This window comes from Streptosporangium sp. NBC_01639 (genome assembly GCF_045209755.1).
GTDB lineage: Bacteria > Actinomycetota > Actinomycetes > Streptosporangiales > Streptosporangiaceae > Streptosporangium.
The window spans coordinates 920,015-940,288 of the sequence record NZ_CP109272.1 but is presented as its reverse complement, the minus strand read 5'-3'; the positions used below and the strand labels follow the sequence as shown (position 1 = coordinate 940,288).

17 protein-coding genes are annotated in these 20,274 nt (G+C 69.8%); 11 read left to right on the top strand and 6 right to left on the bottom strand.

Features of this window, described 5'->3' with window-relative positions; genetic code table 11:
* The first annotated feature begins 14 nt into the window (after nt 1-14).
* The 5 genes from OHA77_RS04180 to OHA77_RS04160 all read left to right on the top strand — a co-directional run bounded on the left by OHA77_RS04180 (nt 15) and on the right by OHA77_RS04160 (nt 5,337).
* Nucleotides 15-1,007, top strand: a complete 993-nt coding sequence (locus tag OHA77_RS04180; protein WP_406316240.1) for a carbohydrate ABC transporter permease — start codon at nt 15-17, stop codon at nt 1,005-1,007.
* Nucleotides 1,004-1,876, top strand: coding sequence for a sugar ABC transporter permease (locus OHA77_RS04175; RefSeq protein ID WP_406316238.1), 873 nt, complete (start codon nt 1,004-1,006; stop codon nt 1,874-1,876). The genes OHA77_RS04180 and OHA77_RS04175 overlap by 4 nt, the downstream gene beginning before the upstream one ends.
* Before the next feature lie 49 nt (nt 1,877-1,925).
* Nucleotides 1,926-3,542 (top strand): glycoside hydrolase family 13 protein, encoded by a 1,617-nt coding sequence (locus OHA77_RS04170; protein ID WP_406316237.1) that lies wholly within the window; start codon nt 1,926-1,928, stop codon nt 3,540-3,542.
* A complete protein-coding gene (locus tag OHA77_RS04165) occupies nt 3,532-4,581 on the top strand; it encodes a LacI family DNA-binding transcriptional regulator (RefSeq protein ID WP_406316236.1) in 1,050 nt (349 codons plus the stop codon). The genes OHA77_RS04170 and OHA77_RS04165 overlap by 11 nt, the downstream gene beginning before the upstream one ends.
* A 123-nt stretch (nt 4,582-4,704) precedes the next feature.
* Entirely contained in the window at nt 4,705-5,337 is a 633-nt protein-coding gene (locus OHA77_RS04160) for an amino acid-binding protein (protein WP_406316234.1), read from the top strand.
* 46 nt (nt 5,338-5,383) lie between these two features.
* On the opposite strand, the gene OHA77_RS04155 is transcribed toward OHA77_RS04160, so the two are convergent.
* Nucleotides 5,384-6,676 carry an ABC transporter ATP-binding protein gene (locus OHA77_RS04155; RefSeq protein ID WP_406316233.1) on the bottom strand — a complete coding sequence of 431 codons (1,293 nt, stop codon included), beginning with the start codon at nt 6,674-6,676 and terminating at the stop codon, nt 5,384-5,386.
* A 307-nt stretch (nt 6,677-6,983) separates the two neighbouring features.
* On the opposite strand from OHA77_RS04155, the gene OHA77_RS04150 reads away from it, so the two are divergent.
* Nucleotides 6,984-8,048: a LacI family DNA-binding transcriptional regulator gene (locus OHA77_RS04150; protein WP_406316231.1), complete on the top strand. Its 1,065-nt coding sequence runs from the start codon at nt 6,984-6,986 to the stop codon at nt 8,046-8,048.
* Between the two features lie 133 nt (nt 8,049-8,181).
* A complete protein-coding gene (locus OHA77_RS04145; protein ID WP_406316230.1) occupies nt 8,182-9,096 on the top strand; it encodes a carbohydrate kinase family protein in 915 nt (304 codons plus the stop codon).
* A 108-nt stretch (nt 9,097-9,204) separates the two neighbouring features.
* Here OHA77_RS04145 and OHA77_RS04140 read toward each other — a convergent pair whose 3' ends face one another.
* A complete protein-coding gene (locus tag OHA77_RS04140) occupies nt 9,205-10,545 on the bottom strand; it encodes an FAD-binding oxidoreductase (protein ID WP_406316229.1) in 1,341 nt (446 codons plus the stop codon).
* Nucleotides 10,546-10,820: 275 nt separating this feature from the next.
* Between OHA77_RS04140 and OHA77_RS04135 the strand changes: the two genes are divergently transcribed.
* Nucleotides 10,821-11,066 (top strand): hypothetical protein, encoded by a 246-nt coding sequence (locus OHA77_RS04135; protein ID WP_406316228.1) that lies wholly within the window; start codon nt 10,821-10,823, stop codon nt 11,064-11,066.
* Between the two features lie 209 nt (nt 11,067-11,275).
* On the opposite strand, the gene OHA77_RS04130 is transcribed toward OHA77_RS04135, so the two are convergent.
* The gene (locus tag OHA77_RS04130) at nt 11,276-14,839 is read right to left on the bottom strand and encodes an indolepyruvate ferredoxin oxidoreductase family protein (RefSeq protein ID WP_406316227.1); all 3,564 of its coding nucleotides are present in this window, start codon (nt 14,837-14,839) and stop codon (nt 11,276-11,278) included.
* Between the two features lie 112 nt (nt 14,840-14,951).
* Here OHA77_RS04130 and OHA77_RS04125 point away from each other — a divergent pair, with 112 nt between their 5' ends.
* Complete coding sequence (locus tag OHA77_RS04125) at nt 14,952-15,404, top strand: Lrp/AsnC family transcriptional regulator (protein WP_406316225.1); 453 nt, start codon at nt 14,952-14,954, stop codon at nt 15,402-15,404.
* 3 nt (nt 15,405-15,407) lie between these two features.
* Here OHA77_RS04125 and OHA77_RS04120 read toward each other — a convergent pair whose 3' ends face one another.
* Entirely contained in the window at nt 15,408-17,513 is a 2,106-nt protein-coding gene (locus tag OHA77_RS04120; protein WP_406316224.1) for a SpoIIE family protein phosphatase, read from the bottom strand.
* A gap of 212 nt (nt 17,514-17,725) precedes the next feature.
* Here OHA77_RS04120 and OHA77_RS04115 point away from each other — a divergent pair, with 212 nt between their 5' ends.
* Nucleotides 17,726-18,262, top strand: coding sequence for an NUDIX hydrolase family protein (locus tag OHA77_RS04115; protein ID WP_326821985.1), 537 nt, complete (start codon nt 17,726-17,728; stop codon nt 18,260-18,262).
* Nucleotides 18,263-18,561: 299 nt separating this feature from the next.
* Here the strand turns inward: OHA77_RS04115 and OHA77_RS04110 are convergent, their stop codons facing one another.
* Both OHA77_RS04110 and OHA77_RS04105 read right to left on the bottom strand, forming a co-directional pair.
* On the bottom strand, nt 18,562-18,756 hold the full coding sequence (locus OHA77_RS04110) for a DUF397 domain-containing protein (RefSeq protein ID WP_406316223.1): 195 nt from the start codon (nt 18,754-18,756) through the stop codon (nt 18,562-18,564).
* A complete protein-coding gene (locus OHA77_RS04105; RefSeq protein WP_326821987.1) occupies nt 18,747-19,571 on the bottom strand; it encodes a helix-turn-helix transcriptional regulator in 825 nt (274 codons plus the stop codon). Before OHA77_RS04105 ends, OHA77_RS04110 begins: the two co-directional genes overlap by 10 nt.
* Nucleotides 19,572-19,745: 174 nt before the next feature.
* On the opposite strand from OHA77_RS04105, the gene OHA77_RS04100 reads away from it, so the two are divergent.
* A complete protein-coding gene (locus tag OHA77_RS04100; protein ID WP_406316221.1) occupies nt 19,746-20,204 on the top strand; it encodes a hypothetical protein in 459 nt (152 codons plus the stop codon).
* The last annotated feature ends 70 nt before the right edge of the window (nt 20,205-20,274 follow it).

The following is a 20,274-nucleotide window of genomic DNA, read 5'->3' as shown; positions in this document are numbered from 1 at the left end:
TCTCGACTGGACGTGTGAACGGCACGACCAGCGACCGGGCCGCGGACGCCACCGGCGTCCGCGGCCCGGGCCGCCGTGAGAAGGCCGGCACCGCCCGCCGGGCGATGGCCCGGTACTGGTACGCCTGGGTCATGGTCGCCCCGGTGGTCCTGGTCACCGGCCTGCTGATCGGCTGGCCGCTGGCCCGGGGGGTCTACCTGTCCCTCACCGACGCCACCGAGGCCACCATGGGCCGGACGATCGGTGTCAACGTCATCCCCTCGACCTATGAGTTCGTCGGGCTCGAGAACTACGTCTCGATTCTGGGCAGCGGCCTGTTCTGGGAGAAGCTGATCTGGACGGTCGTCTGGACCGTCGCGTGCGTCGGCCTCCACTACGGCCTCGGCCTCGGTCTGGCCATGCTGCTCAACCGCAAGCTGAGGTTCCGTTCCACCTACCGGCTGCTGCTGATCCTGCCCTGGGCGATCCCCGGGTTCGTGGCCGCGTTCATCTGGCGTTACCTCTACAACAGCGACTACGGCGTCATCAACGCGATGCTGAAGGCGGCCGGGTTCGGGGCGGTCGGCTGGCTCGACGACCCGACCACGGCGAAGATCGCGGTGATCGCGGTCAACGTCTGGATGGGTGTGCCGTTCATGATGGTCGCCGTCCTCGGCGGCCTCCAGTCGATCCCCGGCGAGCTCTACGAGGCGGCCGAGATGGACGGCGCGACACCGTGGCAGCGGTTCCGCCACATCACCGTCCCCGGCCTGCGTACGGTGTCGAGCACCGTCGTCCTGCTGGGCACGATCTGGACGTTCAACATGTTCCCGGTGATCTTCCTGATCACCCGGGGAGGACCGGGCAGCTCCACCGAGATCCTGGTCACCTACGCCTACCGCGAGGCCTTCACCAGCATCCGCAACTACTCGGGCTCCGCCGCCTGGGGAGTGATCATCCTGCTGCTGCTCGTCGTGCTGGCCCTGGTCTACCGTCGCGCGCTGCGCAGGCAGGGGGAGGTCTGGTGAGCTCGACCACCGCAGGTTCCACCGGACGCGCGCGGGGGCGCAACGAGCGCGGCGTCGGCAGGTCGATCCTGCTGCACGCCACCCTCGTCGCCGCGTCGCTGGTCTCGATCTTCCCCATCGTGTGGCTGATCCTGACCTCGCTCAAACCGCGTGACGGCTGGCTCTCCACCGAGCTGGAGCTGTTCAACCAGCCGTCGCTGGACAACTACACCCGGGTGCTGACCGAGACGCAGTTCCCGACCTGGCTGCTCAACTCGGTGATCGCCGCCGGGCTCACCACGATCCTCGGCGTGTTCCTGGCCTCCACCACCGGATACGCGATCAGCAGGTTCCGCTTCCCGGGGCACCGGGGGGTCATGTGGATGCTGCTGATCACCCAGATGTTCCCGGTGGCCATCCTGATCGTCCCGCTCTACAACCTGATGGCCGGGCTCGGCCTGCTCAACCAGATTCCCGGCCTGGTCATCGCCTACATGACGGTCTCGGTGCCGTTCTGCGCGTGGATGATGAAGAGCTACTTCGACTCCATCCCGAGGGAGATCGACGAGGCGGGAATGGTCGATGGTCTGACCCCGTTCGGTACGTTCTGGCGGGTCATCCTGCCGCTGGCCCGGCCGAGCCTGGCCGTCACCGCCTTCTACTCCTTCATGACCGCCTGGGGTGAGGTCGCCTACGCCTCGGTCTTCATGTCGCAGGAGGAGAAGCGCACCCTCGGTGTCGGCCTGCAGCAGTTCGTCGGCCAGCACTGGTCCGACTGGGGGCTGCTGACCGCCTCGGCCGTGCTGATCGCGGTGCCGGCCTCGATCGTCTTCCTGCTCGTGCAGCGGCATCTGGTCGCCGGGCTTACCGCAGGCGCCACCAAGTCGTGACATCACCGTACTATCACGTCCTGATATGTCACTTGATCGGGGGACCAATATGACCGAGCTCATCCAGGCGGGCCACGCCAGCGAGACCGCCACCCGATGGTGGCGTGACGCGGTGATCTACCAGGTCTACGTGCGCAGCTTCGCCGACGGCAACGGCGACGGCATCGGTGACCTGCTGGGTGTGCGGAGCCGACTGAGGTACCTGGCCGACCTGGGGGTCGACGCCATCTGGCTGACCCCTTTCTACACCTCGCCGATGGCCGACTTCGGGTATGACGTGGCGGACTACCGGGACGTGGATCCGATCTTCGGATCGCTGGCCGACGCCAGGGCGCTGATCGACGACGCGCACCGGCACGGCCTGCGGGTGATCTTTGACGTCGTGCCCAACCACACCTCCGACAGGCACATGTGGTTCCAGCAGGCCGTGGCCGCCGGGCCGGGCAGTCCCGAGCGGGAGCGCTACATCTTCCGCCAGGGCAAGGGGGAGAACGGGGAGCTGCCCCCCAACGACTGGGAGTCGGTCTTCGGCGGTCCCGCCTGGACCCGGCTGCCCGACGGTGAGTGGTACCTCCGCCTGTTCGCCCCCGAGCAGCCCGACCTGAACTGGGAGAACCCCGAGGTCCACGAGGAGTTCGCGTCGGTCCTGCGGTTCTGGCTCGACTTGGGAGCGGACGGCTTCCGCGTCGACGTCGCCCACGGCATGGTCAAGGCCGAGGGCCTGCCCGACGTCGGCCACCCCGACCAGGTCAGGATGATCGGCTCCGACGTGGTCCCGTTCTTCGACCAGGACGGCGTGCACGAGATCCACCGCGCCTGGCGCAGGCTGCTCGACTCCTACCCGGGTGAGCGGATCGGCGTCGCCGAGGCGTGGGCGCCGTCCCCGCAGCGGCTGGCCGACTACGTCCGCCCGGACGAGCTGCACCAGGCGTTCAACTTCCACTTCCTCACCACCCCGTGGGACGCGGCCAGGTTCCGCGCGGTGATCACCGAGTCGCTGGCCACGGCCGCACTGGTCGGCGCGCCCAGCACCTGGGTGCTGTCCAACCACGACGTCAAGCGGCATCTCACCCGCTACGGCGGCGGCGAGACCGGCCTGCGCCGCTCGCGCGCGGCCGCCCTGCTGATGCTCTCCCTGCCCGGCTCGACCTACGTCTACCAGGGCGAGGAGCTGGGCCTGCCGGAGGTCCTCGACCTGCCGGAGGAGCTCCAGCGCGACCCGCAGCGGCTGCGCAACCCCGACGACGGCCGCGACGGCTGCCGGGTCCCCATCCCGTGGGCCGACGTCGAGCCGCACTTCGGCTTCAGCCTGCCGGGCATCGAGGAGTCGTGGCTGCCCATGCCCGCCTCCTGGGGGCCGCTCAGCGTCCAGTCCCAGCTGCGCGACCCGCACTCCACACTGCGCCTCTACCGGGCGGCGCTGGAGATCAGGAAGGCCCGCCGGGCCTTCGGTGACGCGCCGCTGACCTGGCTGGACTCACCCGAGGGGACGTTGGTCTTCAACCGGGGCGAGGAGTTCGCCTGCACGGTCAACCTGACCGGCGAGCCGGTCGAACTGCCCCTCCCCGGCCGGGTCCTGCTGGCCAGCGCCGAGCCGGCCGTCGACGGTGCCGTGGTACGGCTCGCACCCGACTCCGCCGTCTGGTGGGAACGCGATGCCGTATAACGGCGGCCCGACAGGGAACGGCGTGGCCCGGCTGGCCGACATCGCCGCGCAGGCGGGGGTCAGCGAGGCCACGGTCAGCCGGGTGCTCAACGGCAAGCCGGGTGTCTCCGCCGCCACCCGGCAGGCCGTCCTGGTCGCGCTGGACCTGATGGGGTACGAGCGTCCGCAGCGGTTGCGCCAGCGCAGCCACGGGCTGATCGGCCTGGTCACCCCGGAGCTGGACAACCCGATCTTCCCGGCGTTCGCCCAGGCCTTCGAGAAGACCCTGACCCAGCACGGCTACACCCCGCTGCTGTGCACCCAGCTCCCCGGCGGCGCGGTGGAGGACGAGTTCACCGAGCTCCTCGTGGAGCGGGGGGTCAGCGGCATCATCTTCGTCTCCGGGCTGCACGCCGACACCACCGCGCGCTCCGACCGCTACACCCAGCTCATCGGGCAGGGCGTGCCGATCGTCCTGCTCAACGGGCACGCGGACGACGTCCCGGCGCCGTTCATCTCTCCGGACGATCGGGCGGCGGCGCGGCTGGCCGTGCAGCATCTGGTGGATCTGGGGCATGAGCGGATCGGTCTGGCGGTGGGGCCGCGCCGGTTCGTGCCGGTGATCCGTAAGATCGAGGGTTATCGGCAGGCGATGGCGCAGTTGCTGGGGGCGACCGAGGTGGACGGGTTGATCTCGCACTCGTTGTTCTCGGTGGAGGGTGGGCAGGCGGCGGCGGCGCAGTTGCTGGAGCGTGGTTGTACCGGGATCGTGTGTGCGTCGGATCTGATGGCGTTGGGTGCGATCCGGGCCTGCCGGGATCGGGGGTTGTCGGTGCCGGGGGAGGTGTCGGTGGTGGGGTATGACGACTCGCCCTTGATCGCGTTCACCGACCCGCCGCTGACCACCGTGCGCCAGCCCGTGCAGTCGATGGTGACCGCCGCGGTGCACACCCTGCTGGAAGCCGTCTCGGGTGCGCCCGCACAGCAGTCCGAGCTCATCTTCCAACCGGAGTTCATCGTCCGGGGCTCGACGGGCTCGGGTCCGAAGGTCGTCCGCTGAGGTTTTCCGCTGGAGGCCGGCCGGTCTGACATTTCAGGACAGCAGGCATTATTTTTGACATATTCCGGGAACATCCGTGAAACCTGTCTAGGACACCCTGATGTCCAGAGAGAGGTGATCGAAATGATGGTGCGGCTACGGGTGTCCTTTCCCGACCGCCCGGGTGCGCTGGGCCAGGTGGCCCGGGTGCTCGGCACGCTGGGAGCCGACATTCTCCAGGTCACGGTCCTGGAACGGCAGACAGGCCGGGCCGTGGACGACTTCACCGTCTCCTGGCCCGGTACGGTCGACGCCGACACCGTCCGGGAACGGCTTTCGGCCGTCCCCGGAATGCGGGTCGAGGCCGTCTGGCCCACCCGGGAGATCCCGGGCAGTGCTCCGGACTACGATCTGCTGAAGCACGTCGCGACCGATCCGGGCAGGGCCTTCGCCACCCTGGTGGACGCCGTGCCCGACCTGGTGAGCGCCGAATGGGCGGTCACCGTGGACTCCGGAACCGGTGAACTCGTCCACCGCAGCTGGCAGGCCCCGTCCTCGCTCGACGGAGCGGGCGGCCTCGCCGGTGTCAAGGCGGCCGATCTCACGCCCCTGCGCCCCGCCACCCTCGACGCGGGCCGCTACCGGCTGATGAGCCTTCCTATACCGGACACGCACCTGCACCTCATCCTCGCCCGGACCGAGGGGTCGTCTTTTCATCGGGCCGAGATGGACCGTGCCATCCGCATCGTCGAGGTCGTCTCCATCATCGGCCGCTGATCCCGCGCCGCGCGGGTACGGCCTGCCGTGCAGGTACGGGGGCGGGTCAGCGGTGCGGGGGGTCGATGCGGGAACCGTCCATGGCGAAGAGCATCAGGCGCGTGACGTCGACGCCCACCCGGGCAGGTTCGCCGGACCGCCAGACGGGGCGGCCGCCGAGACGGACGATCAGGTCGGCTCGGCGGTGGGTGCCGCCGGCGATCTGCTCCTGCGCCTGCTGGGGTTCGGGTTCGGAGTCGAACCCGGAGCCGGGCAGCAGGCGCCGCAGGACCGCCCGGGCCCGGCTGCCCGGAGCGGAGGCGGCCAGGTCGCGCGCCTTGCGGCGGGGATCGGGGGGCTCGGGGACGACCACGGAGGGGATGCCGCTCTCGACGTAGGCGAGCCACTCGTGACCGTGGTACTCCAGTGCCCGGACCCGGCCGAGGAAGGTGGGGCCCTCGAACGTCTCGGGGACCGGGGCGAGGCAGTCCGGACGGAGGCCGACGATGATCTGGTGGCCGACGTGCTGGGAGATCGCGTAGGCCCGGGGATCGGTCCAGGGGATCGTGATCTGGTGCACTCCGAAGTCCAGCAGGATGAACTGGTTCTGCGGGGTGCGGACGGTGGCCGCGAGCAGATTGATCTGCTGGGAGCTGAGGAAGGCGGCGGTGAAGGCGGTGGCCGGGTCGTTGTAGACCTGGGCGGGGGTGCCGACGTCCTGCAGCACGCCACGGTTCATGATGGCGATCCGGTCGGCCAGCGTCAGGGCCTCGACCTGGTCGTGGGTCACGTAGACCGTGGTCACGCCGAGCGAGCGGACCAGCGAGGAGATCTCCATCCGGAGTTCGGTGCGCATGCCCGCGTCGAGGTTGGACAGCGGCTCGTCCATCAGGAAGAGCGAGGGCTGGCGGACGATCGCCCTGCCCATCGCGACGCGCTGGCGCTGGCCGCCGGAGAGCGTTCCAGGGCGACGCTCGAGGGTGTCGTCGATGTGCAGCGCCTTGGACAGCTCCGTCACCCGTTCCCGGACCATCGCCGGATCGGCTTTGGCGATCTCCAGGGGGAAGGCCATGTTGCCGCGCACCGTCCGGTGCGGGTAGAGCGCGCCGTTCTGGAAGACCATGGCGACGTCACGGTCGCGCGGCGGGAGATCGTTGGCCAGGTCGCCGTCCAGCCACAGATCCCCGGCGGTTATCTCCTCCAGGCCCGCGATCATTCGGAGAAGCGTGGACTTGCCGCAGCCGGAGGGCCCCAGCAGCACCAGGAACTCCCCGTTCTCGGCGCGCAGGTTCATTCGATCAACCGCGAGGTACCCGCCGGGGTAGACCTTGCTCACATTGTCGAGGACGACGGTACTCATGCGCGCTCGTTCCTCCCGGACCGTGTTGCCCGGATCCAGCCTTGGGATTGATGAGGTAGTACATCGCGCTACTTGCCCATGTGTCCATAGGTGTTGTTAGAAATCGCTCATCTGCCGGTTACTTTGCTATTCCCGACTATTAGGAAAGTTTCAAGTCAGAGGCCATCGGGCCACAACTGGGTCAACGTCTGTAACGACGGGCGGAGATGTTACGGTTCGCCTAAAGTTTCGGCAACGTATTTCGCGTCCAGGGAGCTGAACTCCGCTTGGCTTGCACCCGGTTCGGCCCCATGGTGAGGTACATCTGATGGACGGTGAACTCACGCACACACCCCGGCCCCGCCCCGACGGCACGGCGACCCGGCTGGCCGACATCGCCGCGCAGGCGGGGGTCAGCGAGGCCACGGTCAGCCGGGTGCTCAACGGCAAGCCGGGTGTGTCGCAGGGGACCAGGCAGGCGGTGCTGACCGCGCTGGACCTGATGGGGTACGAGCGTCCGCAGCGGTTGCGCCAGCGCAGTCACGGGCTGATCGGCCTGGTCACCCCGGAGCTGGACAACCCGATCTTCCCGGCGTTCGCCCAGGCGATCGAGAAGGCGCTGACCCAGCACGGCTACACCCCCGTGCTGTGCACCCAGCTCCCCGGCGGTGCCCCCGAGGACGAGTTCACCGAACTGCTGATCGATCGCGGGGTCAGCGGCATCGCCTTCGTCTCCGGGCTGCACGCCGACACCACGGCCAAAATGGACCGTTACGCCCGGCTGACCGACCGGGGGCTGCCGATCGTCCTGCTGGACGGCTACAGCAACCGGATCGAGGCGCCGTTCATCTCTCCGGACGATCGGGCGGCGGCGCGGCTGGCCGTGCAGCATCTGGTGGATCTGGGGCATGAGCGGATCGGTCTGGCGGTGGGGCCGCGCCGGTTCGTGCCGGTGATCCGTAAGATCGAGGGTTATCGGCAGGCGATGGCGCAGTTGCTGGGGGCGACCGAGGTGGACGGGTTGATCTCGCACTCGTTGTTCTCGGTGGAGGGTGGGCAGGCGGCGGCGGCGCAGTTGCTGGAGCGTGGTTGTACCGGGATCGTGTGTGCGTCGGATCTGATGGCGTTGGGTGCGATCCGGGCCTGCCGGGATCGGGGGTTGTCGGTGCCGGGGGAGGTGTCGGTGGTGGGGTATGACGACTCGCCGTTGATCGCGTTCACCGACCCGCCGCTGACCACCGTGCGCAAACCCATCGGCGCGATGGCCTCGGCCGCCGTGGCGACCCTCCTGGAGGAGATCAACGGCATCCCGAGCAGGCACATCGAGCTGATGTTCCAGCCCGAGCTGGTCGTGCGCCGCTCAACGGGCTCCGGACCGCTGGTCAACCGCTGAGCGTGCGTCACGAAGCGGGCTCCGGCCCGCTGGTCGTGCGTCGCGGGGCGGGGAGCCCGGCGGAAGCTGGGAACATGGAGCGTTGACCTCCCCCACGGCTGAAGCCCGGGGCCGCCACGCCCGAGGAGATCCGATGAAGAGCGGTTACGACGTCGTCGTCATCGGCGGCACCGGAGTGGACACCACGGCCTATGTGCCCGAGCTGCCACTGCCGTACGCCGACACCTACGCCGTTCCTCCGATGATCGACCGGATCGGCAACACCGGCAGTGGTGTCGCGCTCGGCTGCCACGCGCTCGGGCTCAGGGTGCGGCTGGTCGACCTGATCGGCGACGATCCGCAGGGTCGGCTCATCCGGGAGCACCTGGAGACCAAGGGCGTGGAGTTCGGGTGGGCGCTCGCCCCCCAGGGCACCCGGCGCAGCGTCCTGCTGGTCGGCCCCGACGGTCGGCGGCTGTCGCTGTTCGACCCGCGTGCCGCCGCCGGGGAACGGCTGCCCGGGGAGCTCTACCTGACCGCGGCGGCTGAGGCCCGGCACGTCCACGTGTCGCTCACCGACTTCTCCCGGCACGTCTACCCCGACCTGGAGGGCCTGGAGGGCATCTCAATCTCCACCGACCTGCACGACTGGGACGGGGAGAACGACTACCACAAGGACTTCGCCCACTCCTCCGACCTGGTCTTCCTGTCCAGCGCCGCGCTCGGCTCCCGCCGCGAGGCGGTCATGCGCGGCATCCTGGACGGCGGCCGCGCCACGACCGTGATCTGCACGGCGGGCGCCGAGGGCTGCCACGTCCTCGACGCCGACGGGCTCCGGCAGGTCCCGGCCGCGCCGCTGCCCGGCCCGGTGATCGACAGCAACGGCGCCGGTGACGCCTTCGTCTCCGGCGTCCTGTACGGCCTCCTCACGGGCCGCCCGTTGGACGAGTCCGTCCTGCTGGGCGGCATCGCCGGTGCCCACGCCTGCACGGCGCCGGGCACCCACGAGGACCCCATCGACGAGGCGACGCTGCTCCGCCGCGACCAGGAGCCCGCCCGGCTCCCGTAGCCATGAGGGGAGGGGGCTCCGCACCCGGGCACGGGGCCCTACTGGTACCGGCGCCGGTAGGAGACCTCCTGGTCGACGAGGCCCGACTGGTTCAGGCGGGCCGTCGCCTCAGAGGCTCCTCGGTGGAATGTTGAAGTTGAGGCGGAACATGTTGTCCGGGTCGTAGGCGGCTTTGATCTGCGTCAGCCGGTCGAAGTCCGCCTGGGTATAGGCGCGGCGTACCTGGTCGAGGGCGATTTCTTCGACACCCATGAAGTTCAGGTTCACGCCGCCCGTGCTCCATGGGCGCAAGCGGGCGAACAGTTCGTCACGCCGCCGCCGGCTCTCCTCGGCGGGGTCGGTGCCGATGAACAGGGAGAAGGCGGCATCACGGCCTCCGACGCAGTTGGCGACCTTCGGCGACCGGCTGTAGGCCCCTTGGAAGTGCCGCAGCTCGGCGATGAACGGCGCATGGGCCTGCGGACCTGCGAGCGAGACGAGCGTGTCCACGCCCTCCCGCTCCAACGGGCGTAGCAGGATGTTGCGGTCGTAGGCCACGAACGGCATGGATGTGGGCTCGTGATGAATGGTGCCGACCTCGGCGTACGGCATGTCCCGCACGCTGTCCAACAGGCGTGGGCCGAGGTCGCGCAGCGGCCGCACCAGCTCTTCGCCGTCCTCGGGGGCGCCGCTGTAGGCGATCCGGACGTGGACCACAAATCTGCCGCGGAGCTGCTCGGGGACGTCTTCCAGGTCGGGGTTGTGGGCCAGCAACACCGAGGAGGCCATTTCCTCGGGTATCCGGCGCGTCCATTCGGCGTAGGTCCGCATCACCTCCGGGGTGGCCTCGCCGGGGAAATACAGGCCGCCTCCGTACAGGCGGGACACCGGGAACAGGTCGATCTCCATGCCCGTGACCACGCCGAAATTGTCCTTGCCGCCGCGTACCGCCCAGAACAGGTCGGGATCGCCGTCGGGTGAGACATCGCGGACGCGGCCGTCGGCCGTGACGACGCGCAGCCGCCGTACGTGGTCGGCGGCGAAGCCGAAGCGGCGCCCGAGCAGTCCCGCGCCGCCGCCCACCAGGTATCCGACGGCACCGACGTCGGGACTGGAGCCGTTCAGCGGAGCCAGGCCATGTGGAGTGGTGTGTTCGAGCACCTGACGCCAGCGGGCTCCGGCCTCGATCCAGGCGGTGCGGGCGGCCGGGTCGACTCTGACGGTGTCCATCCGGCGGGTGCTGATCAGTACCGCGTCGTCGGCCGAGACCGAAGGGCCGTGCCCGGAGGCAAGCACGGCGACCGGCCGCTTCTGCTTGGCGGCAAGCCGCACCGCGGCGGCCACGTCCTGCTCTCCGGTGGCTCCGAAGACGTATGCGGGGTGCGACTCGGCCGCCCGGTTGATCCCGAGCCGCTCGTCGTCATATCCATGCTGCCCTCGCTGGAAGATCTGGCCGGGAACTGTATCCATGCAGATCAACGTAGTCAGGGCCGATTCTTTCGGTCTTGCAGGAATCAGACATGGCGTATCGCCAAAATTCGGTCCGATCATCCCCGAAGGCCGGTTTCCGGATGTTTCGCCCGGGAACGCCGCCCGCGCGACCTGGCCGTGACAGGTGAGATCGGTTCGGACCCGGCCCGGCGCGGCATCCCAATTGTCACTCTGGGTTGAATTATCTTCGCTGAAAGTAATCAGATGATTTGGGCGCTCCATCCATGCGGGGCGGGCCCAGCAAGGAGAAGCATATGAAAACAGTCGAAAGAGCGTTGAAAGCCGGCCTCTGCGCTCTGGCCGTCGGCGGGATGCTGCTGGCCTCCTCCCCCGCCGCCTCGGCGGCGTCCTGGCACTGGGTCGCCCGCTTCGACCTGTGGGCGGCCTGTCAGGCACGCATGATCACCCAATATGGCGGCTGGAACGCCGACCATGTGAAGTGTGAGATCGACGGCACCTGGCACCCGACCCAGACCTACAGCCTCTACCTCTACTACTGAGCGGCCACAACGGACGGTGCCAGGGGCGATGTGCCCGGTATCCGTTCCACCCGGGCGGCGGCACCGGCGTCAGCAGGGCCCCGTTCACAGCGGCGGGGCCTTCCTCGGAACGTTTCCCCAGGCATCCGAGCAGGTCGGGGTGCCTGGGGACGGCTGCCGGACCGAGGCGGAGGGCGTACGATCCGAGGTCAACGCGCATCGGGAGCGCCTCAGGCCCGATCGTCATTCAGCCGATCAAGGATGGCCTTGGCGGAAGCGCGATACTTGGCCACGTTGCGCAGCTTCACGTGCTCGTAGCCGCGGATCACATCCGGGAGTTCGGCCAGCTCGCGCACCCGGTCCTCGGTCTCCGGACGCAGGTGCGCGAGGGCGCCGTGCACGTCGCGGGTGTACTCGGTGACCAGATCGCGCTCGGTCCTGCGCACCCCCGCCATGCCGAACGGGTCCAGCGGGGTGCCGCGCAGCACACGCATGCCGTACAGCAGGCGGAAGGCCGGGTCGAACCAGGCGCCGAGGCGGATCTTCCGGTTCATGCCCAGGGCGCGGAGGACCGGCGGGTGCAGGTTGTAGGAGACCTTGGCGCCGGGGCCGAACTCGGCGGCGACACGGGCCCGCTCGGCCGGATCGAGGTGGAGCCGGGCGACCTCGTACTCGTCCTTGTAGGCCATCAGGCGGTGCAGCTGGCGGGCGTAGGCCTCGGTGACGGGGGAGCGTCCGGCTGAGATCTCCCGCTCCCTGGCCAGGACCGCGCGAATCGCGTCGATGTAGCGGACGGCGTAGCGCAGGTTCTGGTAGGCGGCCAGATCGGGCACCCGTACCGCCAGGATCCGGTGCAGTTCGGTGCCGGGGTCGGCGACCGATTTCACGAGTGCGACGAGTTCGGGGGCCGGCGGACGCCGGTCCGGGGCGGGGGAGCCGGTCGCCCGGGCCACGGCGGCGGGATCGGCGACGACGGCCCGGCCCCAGTGGAAGGCGGCGATCGTCTTCTCCGCGCTCCTGCCTCCGCCCATCCGGACGGCCCGTTCGATCGACTCCAGGCTCAGCGGGATGAGCCCGCGCTGCCAGGCCGCGCCGACCACGATCGTGTTGGCCGGCATGTGGTCGCCGAACAGCTTCTGGGCGAGGTCCTCGGCGTCGAGACAGACGTTCAGCTCGCGCCGGGTGCGTGACTCCAGGGCGCCGAGCGGCGAGCCGAGGCCGGTGACGTGCGTGGCCGGGTCGAGGACCATGGAGCCGGTGGGGACCAGGCTGGTGGAGACCACCGCGACGGTCCGGCCCGGGTCGGCGCCGCCCAGTTGCCTGGGGTCGGTGGCGCCGATCAGGTCGAGCGCGAGGTAGGCGTCCACGCCTCCGGTGCCGGCCTGCCCGGTCCGGTCGTCGTCGCCGTCGAAGATCCGGATGTCGGAGACGACCGTGCCGCCCTTCTGGGCCAGGCCGGTCTGGTCGAGGCCGCGCGACTGCCTGCCGTCGAGCATCGCGGCGGTGCCGAGGATCTGGGCCACCGACACCACGCCGGTGCCACCGATCCCCACCAGGCGGATCGTCGTCTCCCCGGTGCGGGTCTCGGGTACGGGCATCGGGGGAGGAGCCGGTACGGCGGCGCGCCCGCCGCCCTTCCTGCCCGGTACGACGGTCAGGAAGGAGGGGCAGTCCCCTTCCACGCAGGAGTAGTCCTTGTTGCAGGACGACTGGTGGATCCCGGTCTTGCGGCCGAACTCGGTCTCCACTGGCAGCACCGACAGGCACTCGGACTTCTGCCCGCAGTCGCCGCAGCCCTCGCACACCCGCTGGTTGATCGCCACCCGCCGGACCGGGTCGGGCAGGTCGCCTCTCTTGCGCAGCCGCCGCTTCTCGGCCGCGCACTGCTGGTCGTGGACCAGCACGGTCACCCCGGGTATCGCGGCCAGTTCGCGCTGCGCGTCCTCCAGCGCGGTACGGTCGCGGACCTCGGCGATCCGCGCCAGTCTGACCCCCCGGTAGCGCTCGGGCTCGTCGGTGGTGACGATCACCCGGCGCACGCCCTCCGCCTCCAGCCAGCGGGTCAGGTCGGCCACGGTGAGGGACGGGGTGATCGTCTGGCCGCCTGTCATGGCGATGGCGCTGTTGTAGAGCAGCTTGTAGGTGATGTTGACGCCGGCGCCCACTGCGGCGCGGACGGCGAGCGAGCCGGAGTGGTGGAAGGTGCCGTCACCCAGGTTCTGGAAGATGTGCGGGGTGTCGGTGAACGGCGCCTGGCCGATCCACTGGGTGCCCTCGCCGCCCATCTGGGTCAGCCCCGTCAGCGTGCCCTTGCCCTCCCGGTTGAGCACCACCATCGTGTGGCAGCCGATCCCCGCGCCCACCGGGGCGTTGTCCGGGACGGCGGTGGAGCGGTTGTGCGGGCAGCCCGAGCAGAAGAACGGGGTGCGCTGGGGGCCGAGCAGTTTCAGCGGTGCCGGGCGGGAGATCACGGCCAGCCCCCCGGCGATCCGGTCGCGCACCTCCGGGGTGAACCGCTCGCCCACGCCGGGAACGGCCCGCCCGGCGGCACCGGGGGAGGCCGCACCCGGTGCCGCGGCGGTGTCCAGGCCCTTGCGGCGCAGCCGGAACGCTATCGCCTTGGCGGCCAGGTCGGCGTCGACGCCCCCGGTCCGCGGGATCAGGGCGGCGCCGTTCTCGTCGAGCTTGCCCAGGACGCGCGGGGCGTCGGCGGTGCCGTACAGGACGTCCTTGACCAGGGTCTCCAGCAGCGGCCCCTTCTCCTCGACGACCAGGATCTCCTCCAGTCCGCGGGCGAAGGTCCGGACGATCCCCGGCTCCAGCGGCCAGATCATGCCGATCTTGAGGATGCGGATGCCGAGTTCGGCCGGGTCCACGCCCAGCCGGCGGAATCCCTCGCGCACGTCGTGGTAGGCCGTACCGGAGGCGACGATGCCGAGCCAGGCGTCCCGGGGGTCCGCCGTGACCTGGTTGAGGTGGTTCTCCCTGGCATAGGCGCGGGCCAGCTCCAGCCGGGGGCCGACCAGCGTGCGCTCCATCTCCAGCGACCAGGGGGTGAGCAGGGTGGCGTCCGGCGTGTGCCGGTACGGCCTGCCCTCGTACTCGACGACGGGCATGACGGGGACCACCCGGCCGGGACCGACGCCGACCGTGCCGGTGGCGTCCACCACGTTGGTGACCGTCTTCACCGCCACCCACAGGCCGCTGGCCCGGGAGGCCGCGATCGCGTGGCGCCCCAGGTCGAGCAGCTCCTGGACGCTGCCCGGGTGGATGATCGGCATGCCCAGCGCGGCGAGCGCGCTCTCGGTGGCCGAGGGGAGCGTCGAGGACTTGCAGGTCGGATCGTCGCCGCAGAGCGCGATCAGACCCCCGTGGGGGTGGGCGCCGACGAAGTTGCCGTGCCGCAGGGCGTCGGCCGCGCGGTCGACACCGGGGGCCTTGCCGTACCAGACGCCCAGGACACCCGCCTTGCGCGGCCGGGGAAGCGCGGGCACGAGCTGGCTGCCCCAGACGGCGGTGGCGCCCAGCTCCTCGTTCTGGCCCGGTCGGTGCACGATGCCGAGCGGCCCGGTGTGCCCGTGCGAGCGGGCGAGTTCCTGGTCGAAGCCGCCGAGCGGGGAGCCGGGGTAGCCCGACACCATCGTGCCCGTGTCGAGGCCGGCCGAGCGGTCGGCGCGCATCTGGTCGAGGATCACGCGGACCAGTGCCTGCGTCCCGGTCATGAAGACCTGTCCCTCATCGAGGGCGTAGCGGTCTTCGGGAGTTGCTTCGCGGGCATCGGCGATGATCGTCATGATCGTGGTCCCGTCTGTCTGCGCCGCTCTTATGCCGCAAGGTTATGCCAGGAAAGCCAGAATTGGATGTCAACATTTATGTCGATTAGTGCTTTTGTTAGCATCTATTGCCATGGATGCCACTGATCGCGCAATTCTTGGCCTTCTGCAGGTGGAGGGGCGACTCAGCAACCTTGAGCTCGCCGAGCGGGTGCGGCTGACCCCGTCACCGTGCCTGCGCCGGGTCCGCAGCCTGGAGGAGTCGGGGGTGATCACCGGTTACCGGGCCGTGGTCGACCCGGCCGCCGTCGGGCGCGGGTTCCAGGTGCTCGCCTACGTCGAGCTCGAAGGACAGGACGCCGAGACCGTCACCGCTTTCGAGGCGGCCGTCATGGAGATCGACGATGTGATCGAGTGCCTGCGCATGTTCGGCCGGCCCGACTACGTGCTGCGGGTCGCCGTACCCGACATGGACGCCTACAGCCAGCTCTGCCTGGAGAGACTCGGCCGGCTGCCCGGCCTCGACAAACTCACCTCGCAGATCGCGATGAAGGCCCTCAAACCGGGCGGTGTCCTGCCGCTGTGACCGTCAGTACGGCGTGCCCGGGCCGGAGCCGGCCGGGGAGGGCGGATCCCACTCGTCGAGAGGAGTGGACGGCAGACGTACGGCGATCATGGCGATGTCGTCGTCCCCGCCGTTGGACAGCCCGGCCAGCAACTCGTCGCAGAACGCCTCCAGGGGCTTGTGGGCGAGCGGGGCGGCGAGGTCGCGCAGCCGGTCCAGGCCCTTGCCGATGTCCTCACCCGCCCGTTCGACGAGGCCGTCGGTGTAGAGGAGTACGGTGCCGCCCGGAAGCAGCGGTTCGACGGCGCTGTCACGCGGTCCGTCGCGGATCACCCCGAGGATCGGGGAGCGCCCCTCCTCCAGGAAGCGGGCGTCACCGTCACCGGTGACGAGCAGGGGCGGCGGATGCCCGGCCACAGCGTAGTTCAGCCGCCACCGGCCGTCCTCCGGCCTCTCGACGCGTGCCAGGACACAGGTCACGGTCTCCTCGGCGTAGAGGGTCTCCATGGCGATGTCCAGGCGCCTGAGGATGTCGCCGACCGGCTCCTCCCGGTCGACCGCCAGCCCCCGGAGCATGTTGCGTATCTGGCTCATGGTGACGGCGGCCGGCAGGTCGTGACCGGCCACGTCCCCGATCGTCAGCATCGTGGCGCCGTCGCGCAGCCGGAAGCAGTCGTACCAGTCCCCGCCGACCTCGGCGGCGGCGGGGCTCGGCCGGTAGCGGGCGGCGATCTGCAGGCCCGGTACGGCGGGCGGTTCCGGCAGCAGGCTGTGCTGCAGGGCGAGTGCCACGCGCTGGGTGCGCCGGTATTCGATGGCGTTGCTGAGGGGGTCGTGCGCGTGCTCGAACATCTGGCCGATCAGGGCGACGTCGGCCGCGCTGATCGGGGAACGTTCCCCGCAGGTGGCGGCGGCCACCATCGCCGCCACGGTCCCGTCGACGATGACGGGCACCAGGACCACGCTGTTGGCCTTGGCCGAGACCAGCCACGCCTCGGCCCCGGCCGGTGCGACGCCGGGATTGGGCTCCCCCCGGGGGAACGCCCGGTACGTCGGACGGAGCCGCCGTACCGTGCGGGTGAAGATGTTGCCGGCGTCGAAGGTCACCTCGCCGATCTCCGGCAGCTCGGGCAGCCCCGGCCGTACGGCCGAGACGACCTGGTGCGCCGAGATCGACACGTCCCCGAAGCGTTCCGGGGCCGGGGGGATCAGGTAGATGATGCACCCGTCGGCCAGATCCGGCACGATCACCTGGGTCAGCGCGGTGAGCATCTCCTCCAGGCGGGTGATGTCCGCGGTGGCGGCGGCGGCACGGTCGAGCAGCTCCTGGCGCCGGCTCGCCCGCCACTCCTGCTCGATGTCGGTGCAGGTGCCCACCCACTCCACCACGGCGTCGCCTTCGAGCACCGGCACGGCGCGGATGCTGAAGTGCCGGTAGGTGCCGTTCACGAGACGCAGCCGGTAGGTGTGCTCCCACAGGGGGACCACCCGCTCAAGCGCCTCCTTCCACGCCAGGGCGGACGGTTCGCGGTCGTCGGGATGGAGGGCGTCCAGCCACCCGCCGTCCCTGAACTCCTCCCACGACTGCCCGGTCATCTTCTCCCAGCTCAGGCTCGGCTCGATGACACCGCCGCCGGCATCGGCCACCCAGAGTATCTGCGCGCCCACGCTCCCCAGCTTCTGGTAGCGCTGGAGGAGGCGGCGGCGTTCCTCGGCCAGGTCCTGGATCTGCCGCGCGGCGGTGACCTGCTCGGTGACCTCGGCGCACACCAGCAGCACCCCGGGCTCACCGCCGCCGAGAGAGATCTGCGACAGGCTGAAGGTGAAGAAACGCTCCTGCGGGCCGGTGTCGGTGTAGGCGAGCTTCACCGGGGCCTCGGTGACGGTCACCGGCTCCCCGGTCGCCAGCACCTGGTCGGCCAGTCCGTAGTAGTAGTCCCGGTCGACGTGCTCGCTGAACGCCTCGTGCGCGATGGCCCTGAGCGTCCTGTCGCCGAAGACGGACCGGTAGACGGCGTTGGCGTACACCAGCCGGCGGTCCCGTCCGCCGGTGACCGCCACCCCGACGGGAGCCGGATCGAACACCTCCAGCCCCAGTCCGCTCGACCTCTCGTCCGGGGCGGCTCTCATCGGGCTTCCCACAGTTGAGGCCTGTCCATGCACCGGACATTAGTGGCGTGTCTGCCCATATTGGGTCGCATATCCGAATAGTTCGGACATATAAGGATGATGGTTGCCGTTGGGTCCCTAAGATCTACCTCCTCTTCATCGGCGCGAGAGAGGTTCAACGCCTCGCCGCCGGCCGATCGTGTCCTGAGCCGACCGGGAAGTACGATCAGCCAATGACCGAAATGACCGAGACCACGCCAGGCTGGCTTACTCCCGAGGAACTGGAGTCGGCGCGTGCGCGGATGCCGATCCTCTACGTCGACGCCGTGCCGGTGCGGGTCGACGACGCCGGAGTGGTCACGCATGTCGGCCTGCTGCTCCGCATCGGACCGGACGGGACGGTCAGCCGCGCCCTCGTGTCCGGGCGCGTACTTCACCACGAGCGGGTCCGCGACGCGCTCATGCGCCACCTGGAGAAGGACCTCGGCCCTGTCGCGCTGCCCCGGGTGCCGGCCTCCCCGCAGCCGTTCACCATCGCCGAGTATTTTCCGACGCAGGGCGTCACCCCCTACCACGACCCCCGGCAGCACGCGGTGTCCCTTGCCTACGTCGTCCCGGTCGCCGGGGACTGCCGTCCCCGGCAGGACGCCCTCGACCTTGTCTGGTTCACGCCGCAGGAGGCCGCGTCGCCGCTGGTGCAGCAGGAGATGCCCGGCGGGCAGGGCGTCCTGCTGAGGCAGGCACTCGCGCACGTCGGCTGCCTCGGCTGACATTCCGGGCAGCACGGAGCCACACGAGAGGCGTGGTGGAGGGGATTGGTGGAGGGGATAAGGCGCCGGCGTCACGGCCCCGGGTGGATCTCGACGGCGGCGCAGGCCGGCCGGATCCTTACCACGCGCAGGTGCTGGTCGAGGTCGGCAGCCTCGACCTCGACGATCTGCTGATCACTTCCTTCGCCGGGACGGACGAACTCCGCCGGGCGTCACGGAACAGCGACGACCCTCCCCCACGAATCCCTCCGACAGACTCGTGGAAGCCGGGTCCGGCGTCACCGCCGACTCTCCTGACCTCAGACGGAGCCGGACTTGATCCGCGTCAGGAAGTCACTCCACACGCTGGGGGAGAACAGCAGAGCGGGGCCGCCGGGGTTCTTGCTGTCGCGGACGGCGACGACGCCGGGGAGGTTGACGGCCACCTCGACGCACTCGCCGCCGTTTCCGTTGCTGCGGCTGCTCTTGCGCCACCGGGCACCGGTCAGATCCATGAACTCATCCTCTTCTCGATAAAGGCCGCGGAGGCGGCCTGGGGAAGTGCCCAGGAACGCAATGCGTCGAACTGGGCGGAAAGGGGGTCAACCCTGGCGGGGTCGGTCAGGAGCTGTGCGTTCTCCGCATTCTCCATGTACACCACATCGGGCGCTCCTCTGAAGGAGAGGACCAACATGGGTCCGGCCAGCCCGGGGTAGGCCCCCACCTCGAACGGGATCACCTGAAGGGTGACCCGTGGTCGTGCCGTCGCCTCCAGGAGGTGCTCGAGCTGCTCGCGCATCACTCGGGCACCGCCGATGGGGCGGGCCAGCACCGCTTCGTCCAGCAGGACGAAGAGAATCGGTGGTTCGGGGCGGTCCAGCAGCCGTTGCCGCTGCATCCGCACCGTCACCATCTCCTCCACCTGCTCGACGGTGTCGAACGGCCGACCCAGCCGGGTCAGCGTCCGTGCGTAGTCCTCGGTCTGTAACAGCCCCGGCACCACCGCGAGTTGGTAGTTACGGAGTGTGCGCGCCTCCCACTCCAGCTCGAACAGTGAACGGACCCAGGTGGGCGAGGACTCCCGGCCGATCAGCGGCCAGAGCTTGATGAGCGCGCCGCCGGTCTCCAGCACCTCGTCGCATCGCTGCGCGAACTTCCTGGTCGGGGCCCGCATGGCGGTCTCGACCAGGCCCACCAGCGAGGTGGAGTAAGCCGTCCGCTTCGCGAGCTCCTGCTGGCTCCAGCCCATGGCCTCTCGCAGCCGGCGTAGCTCGGAACCCCAGTAAGCCATGACGCTGGCACTGGGGTCCAGCTCGTTTGGGGCGGGCATGGGGGCTCCCGTCCTTTCGGGTCCTACATGTGCCGGGGTGGGTCCCACAGGGGAACCCAACCAAGTTGCATGTGTCTCTTAGTAATCGAGCACCTACCGAAAGTAATCATCTCACGGCACCCTGGGAAGAGGAAACGACTCGAGGTTTTCCCTAACACCGAAAGGAGGTGGGCAGTGGCGAACCTCCGGGGTGTGCTCGCGGGAACGCCCGCCCTGCACGCCGCTTGCCTGCTCCGTGACGAGCTGGAACGGCACGGCGTGGAAGGCGACGTCCACGACGGCTACGGGCTGGCGCTGGTGTCGGTCTGGGCCGACCTGGTGATCTGGACCGACGGCATGGTCTACCGCTGGTGGAACGGATGTCTGGCGCCGAGGACAAGGCAACGTCTCTACGCCGTGTACGGCATGGACAACCCGGCCGCCGTCGCCCGCGCGGTGATGCTGCGCTACGCCGAACTCAGGGAGAACCACCCGCGCTCCGGGCTGATCGCCGAGGCCCTCCTGTCATACCCGTACGGGCGTGGCGGAGGGCTGGCCGGTTTCCTCCGCCCGGCCATCGCGAGCGCCGGACGGGAAGAGCGGATACGCGTACCCTCGGCGTCCCCGCCGCTGGAGGCCGTGCACGGTCACTGACGGGAGACCTGCCGGTCACACAGGGGCTGACCGGCGGTCCGCCCGACCCGGTGGCCGTCGCGACACGGCC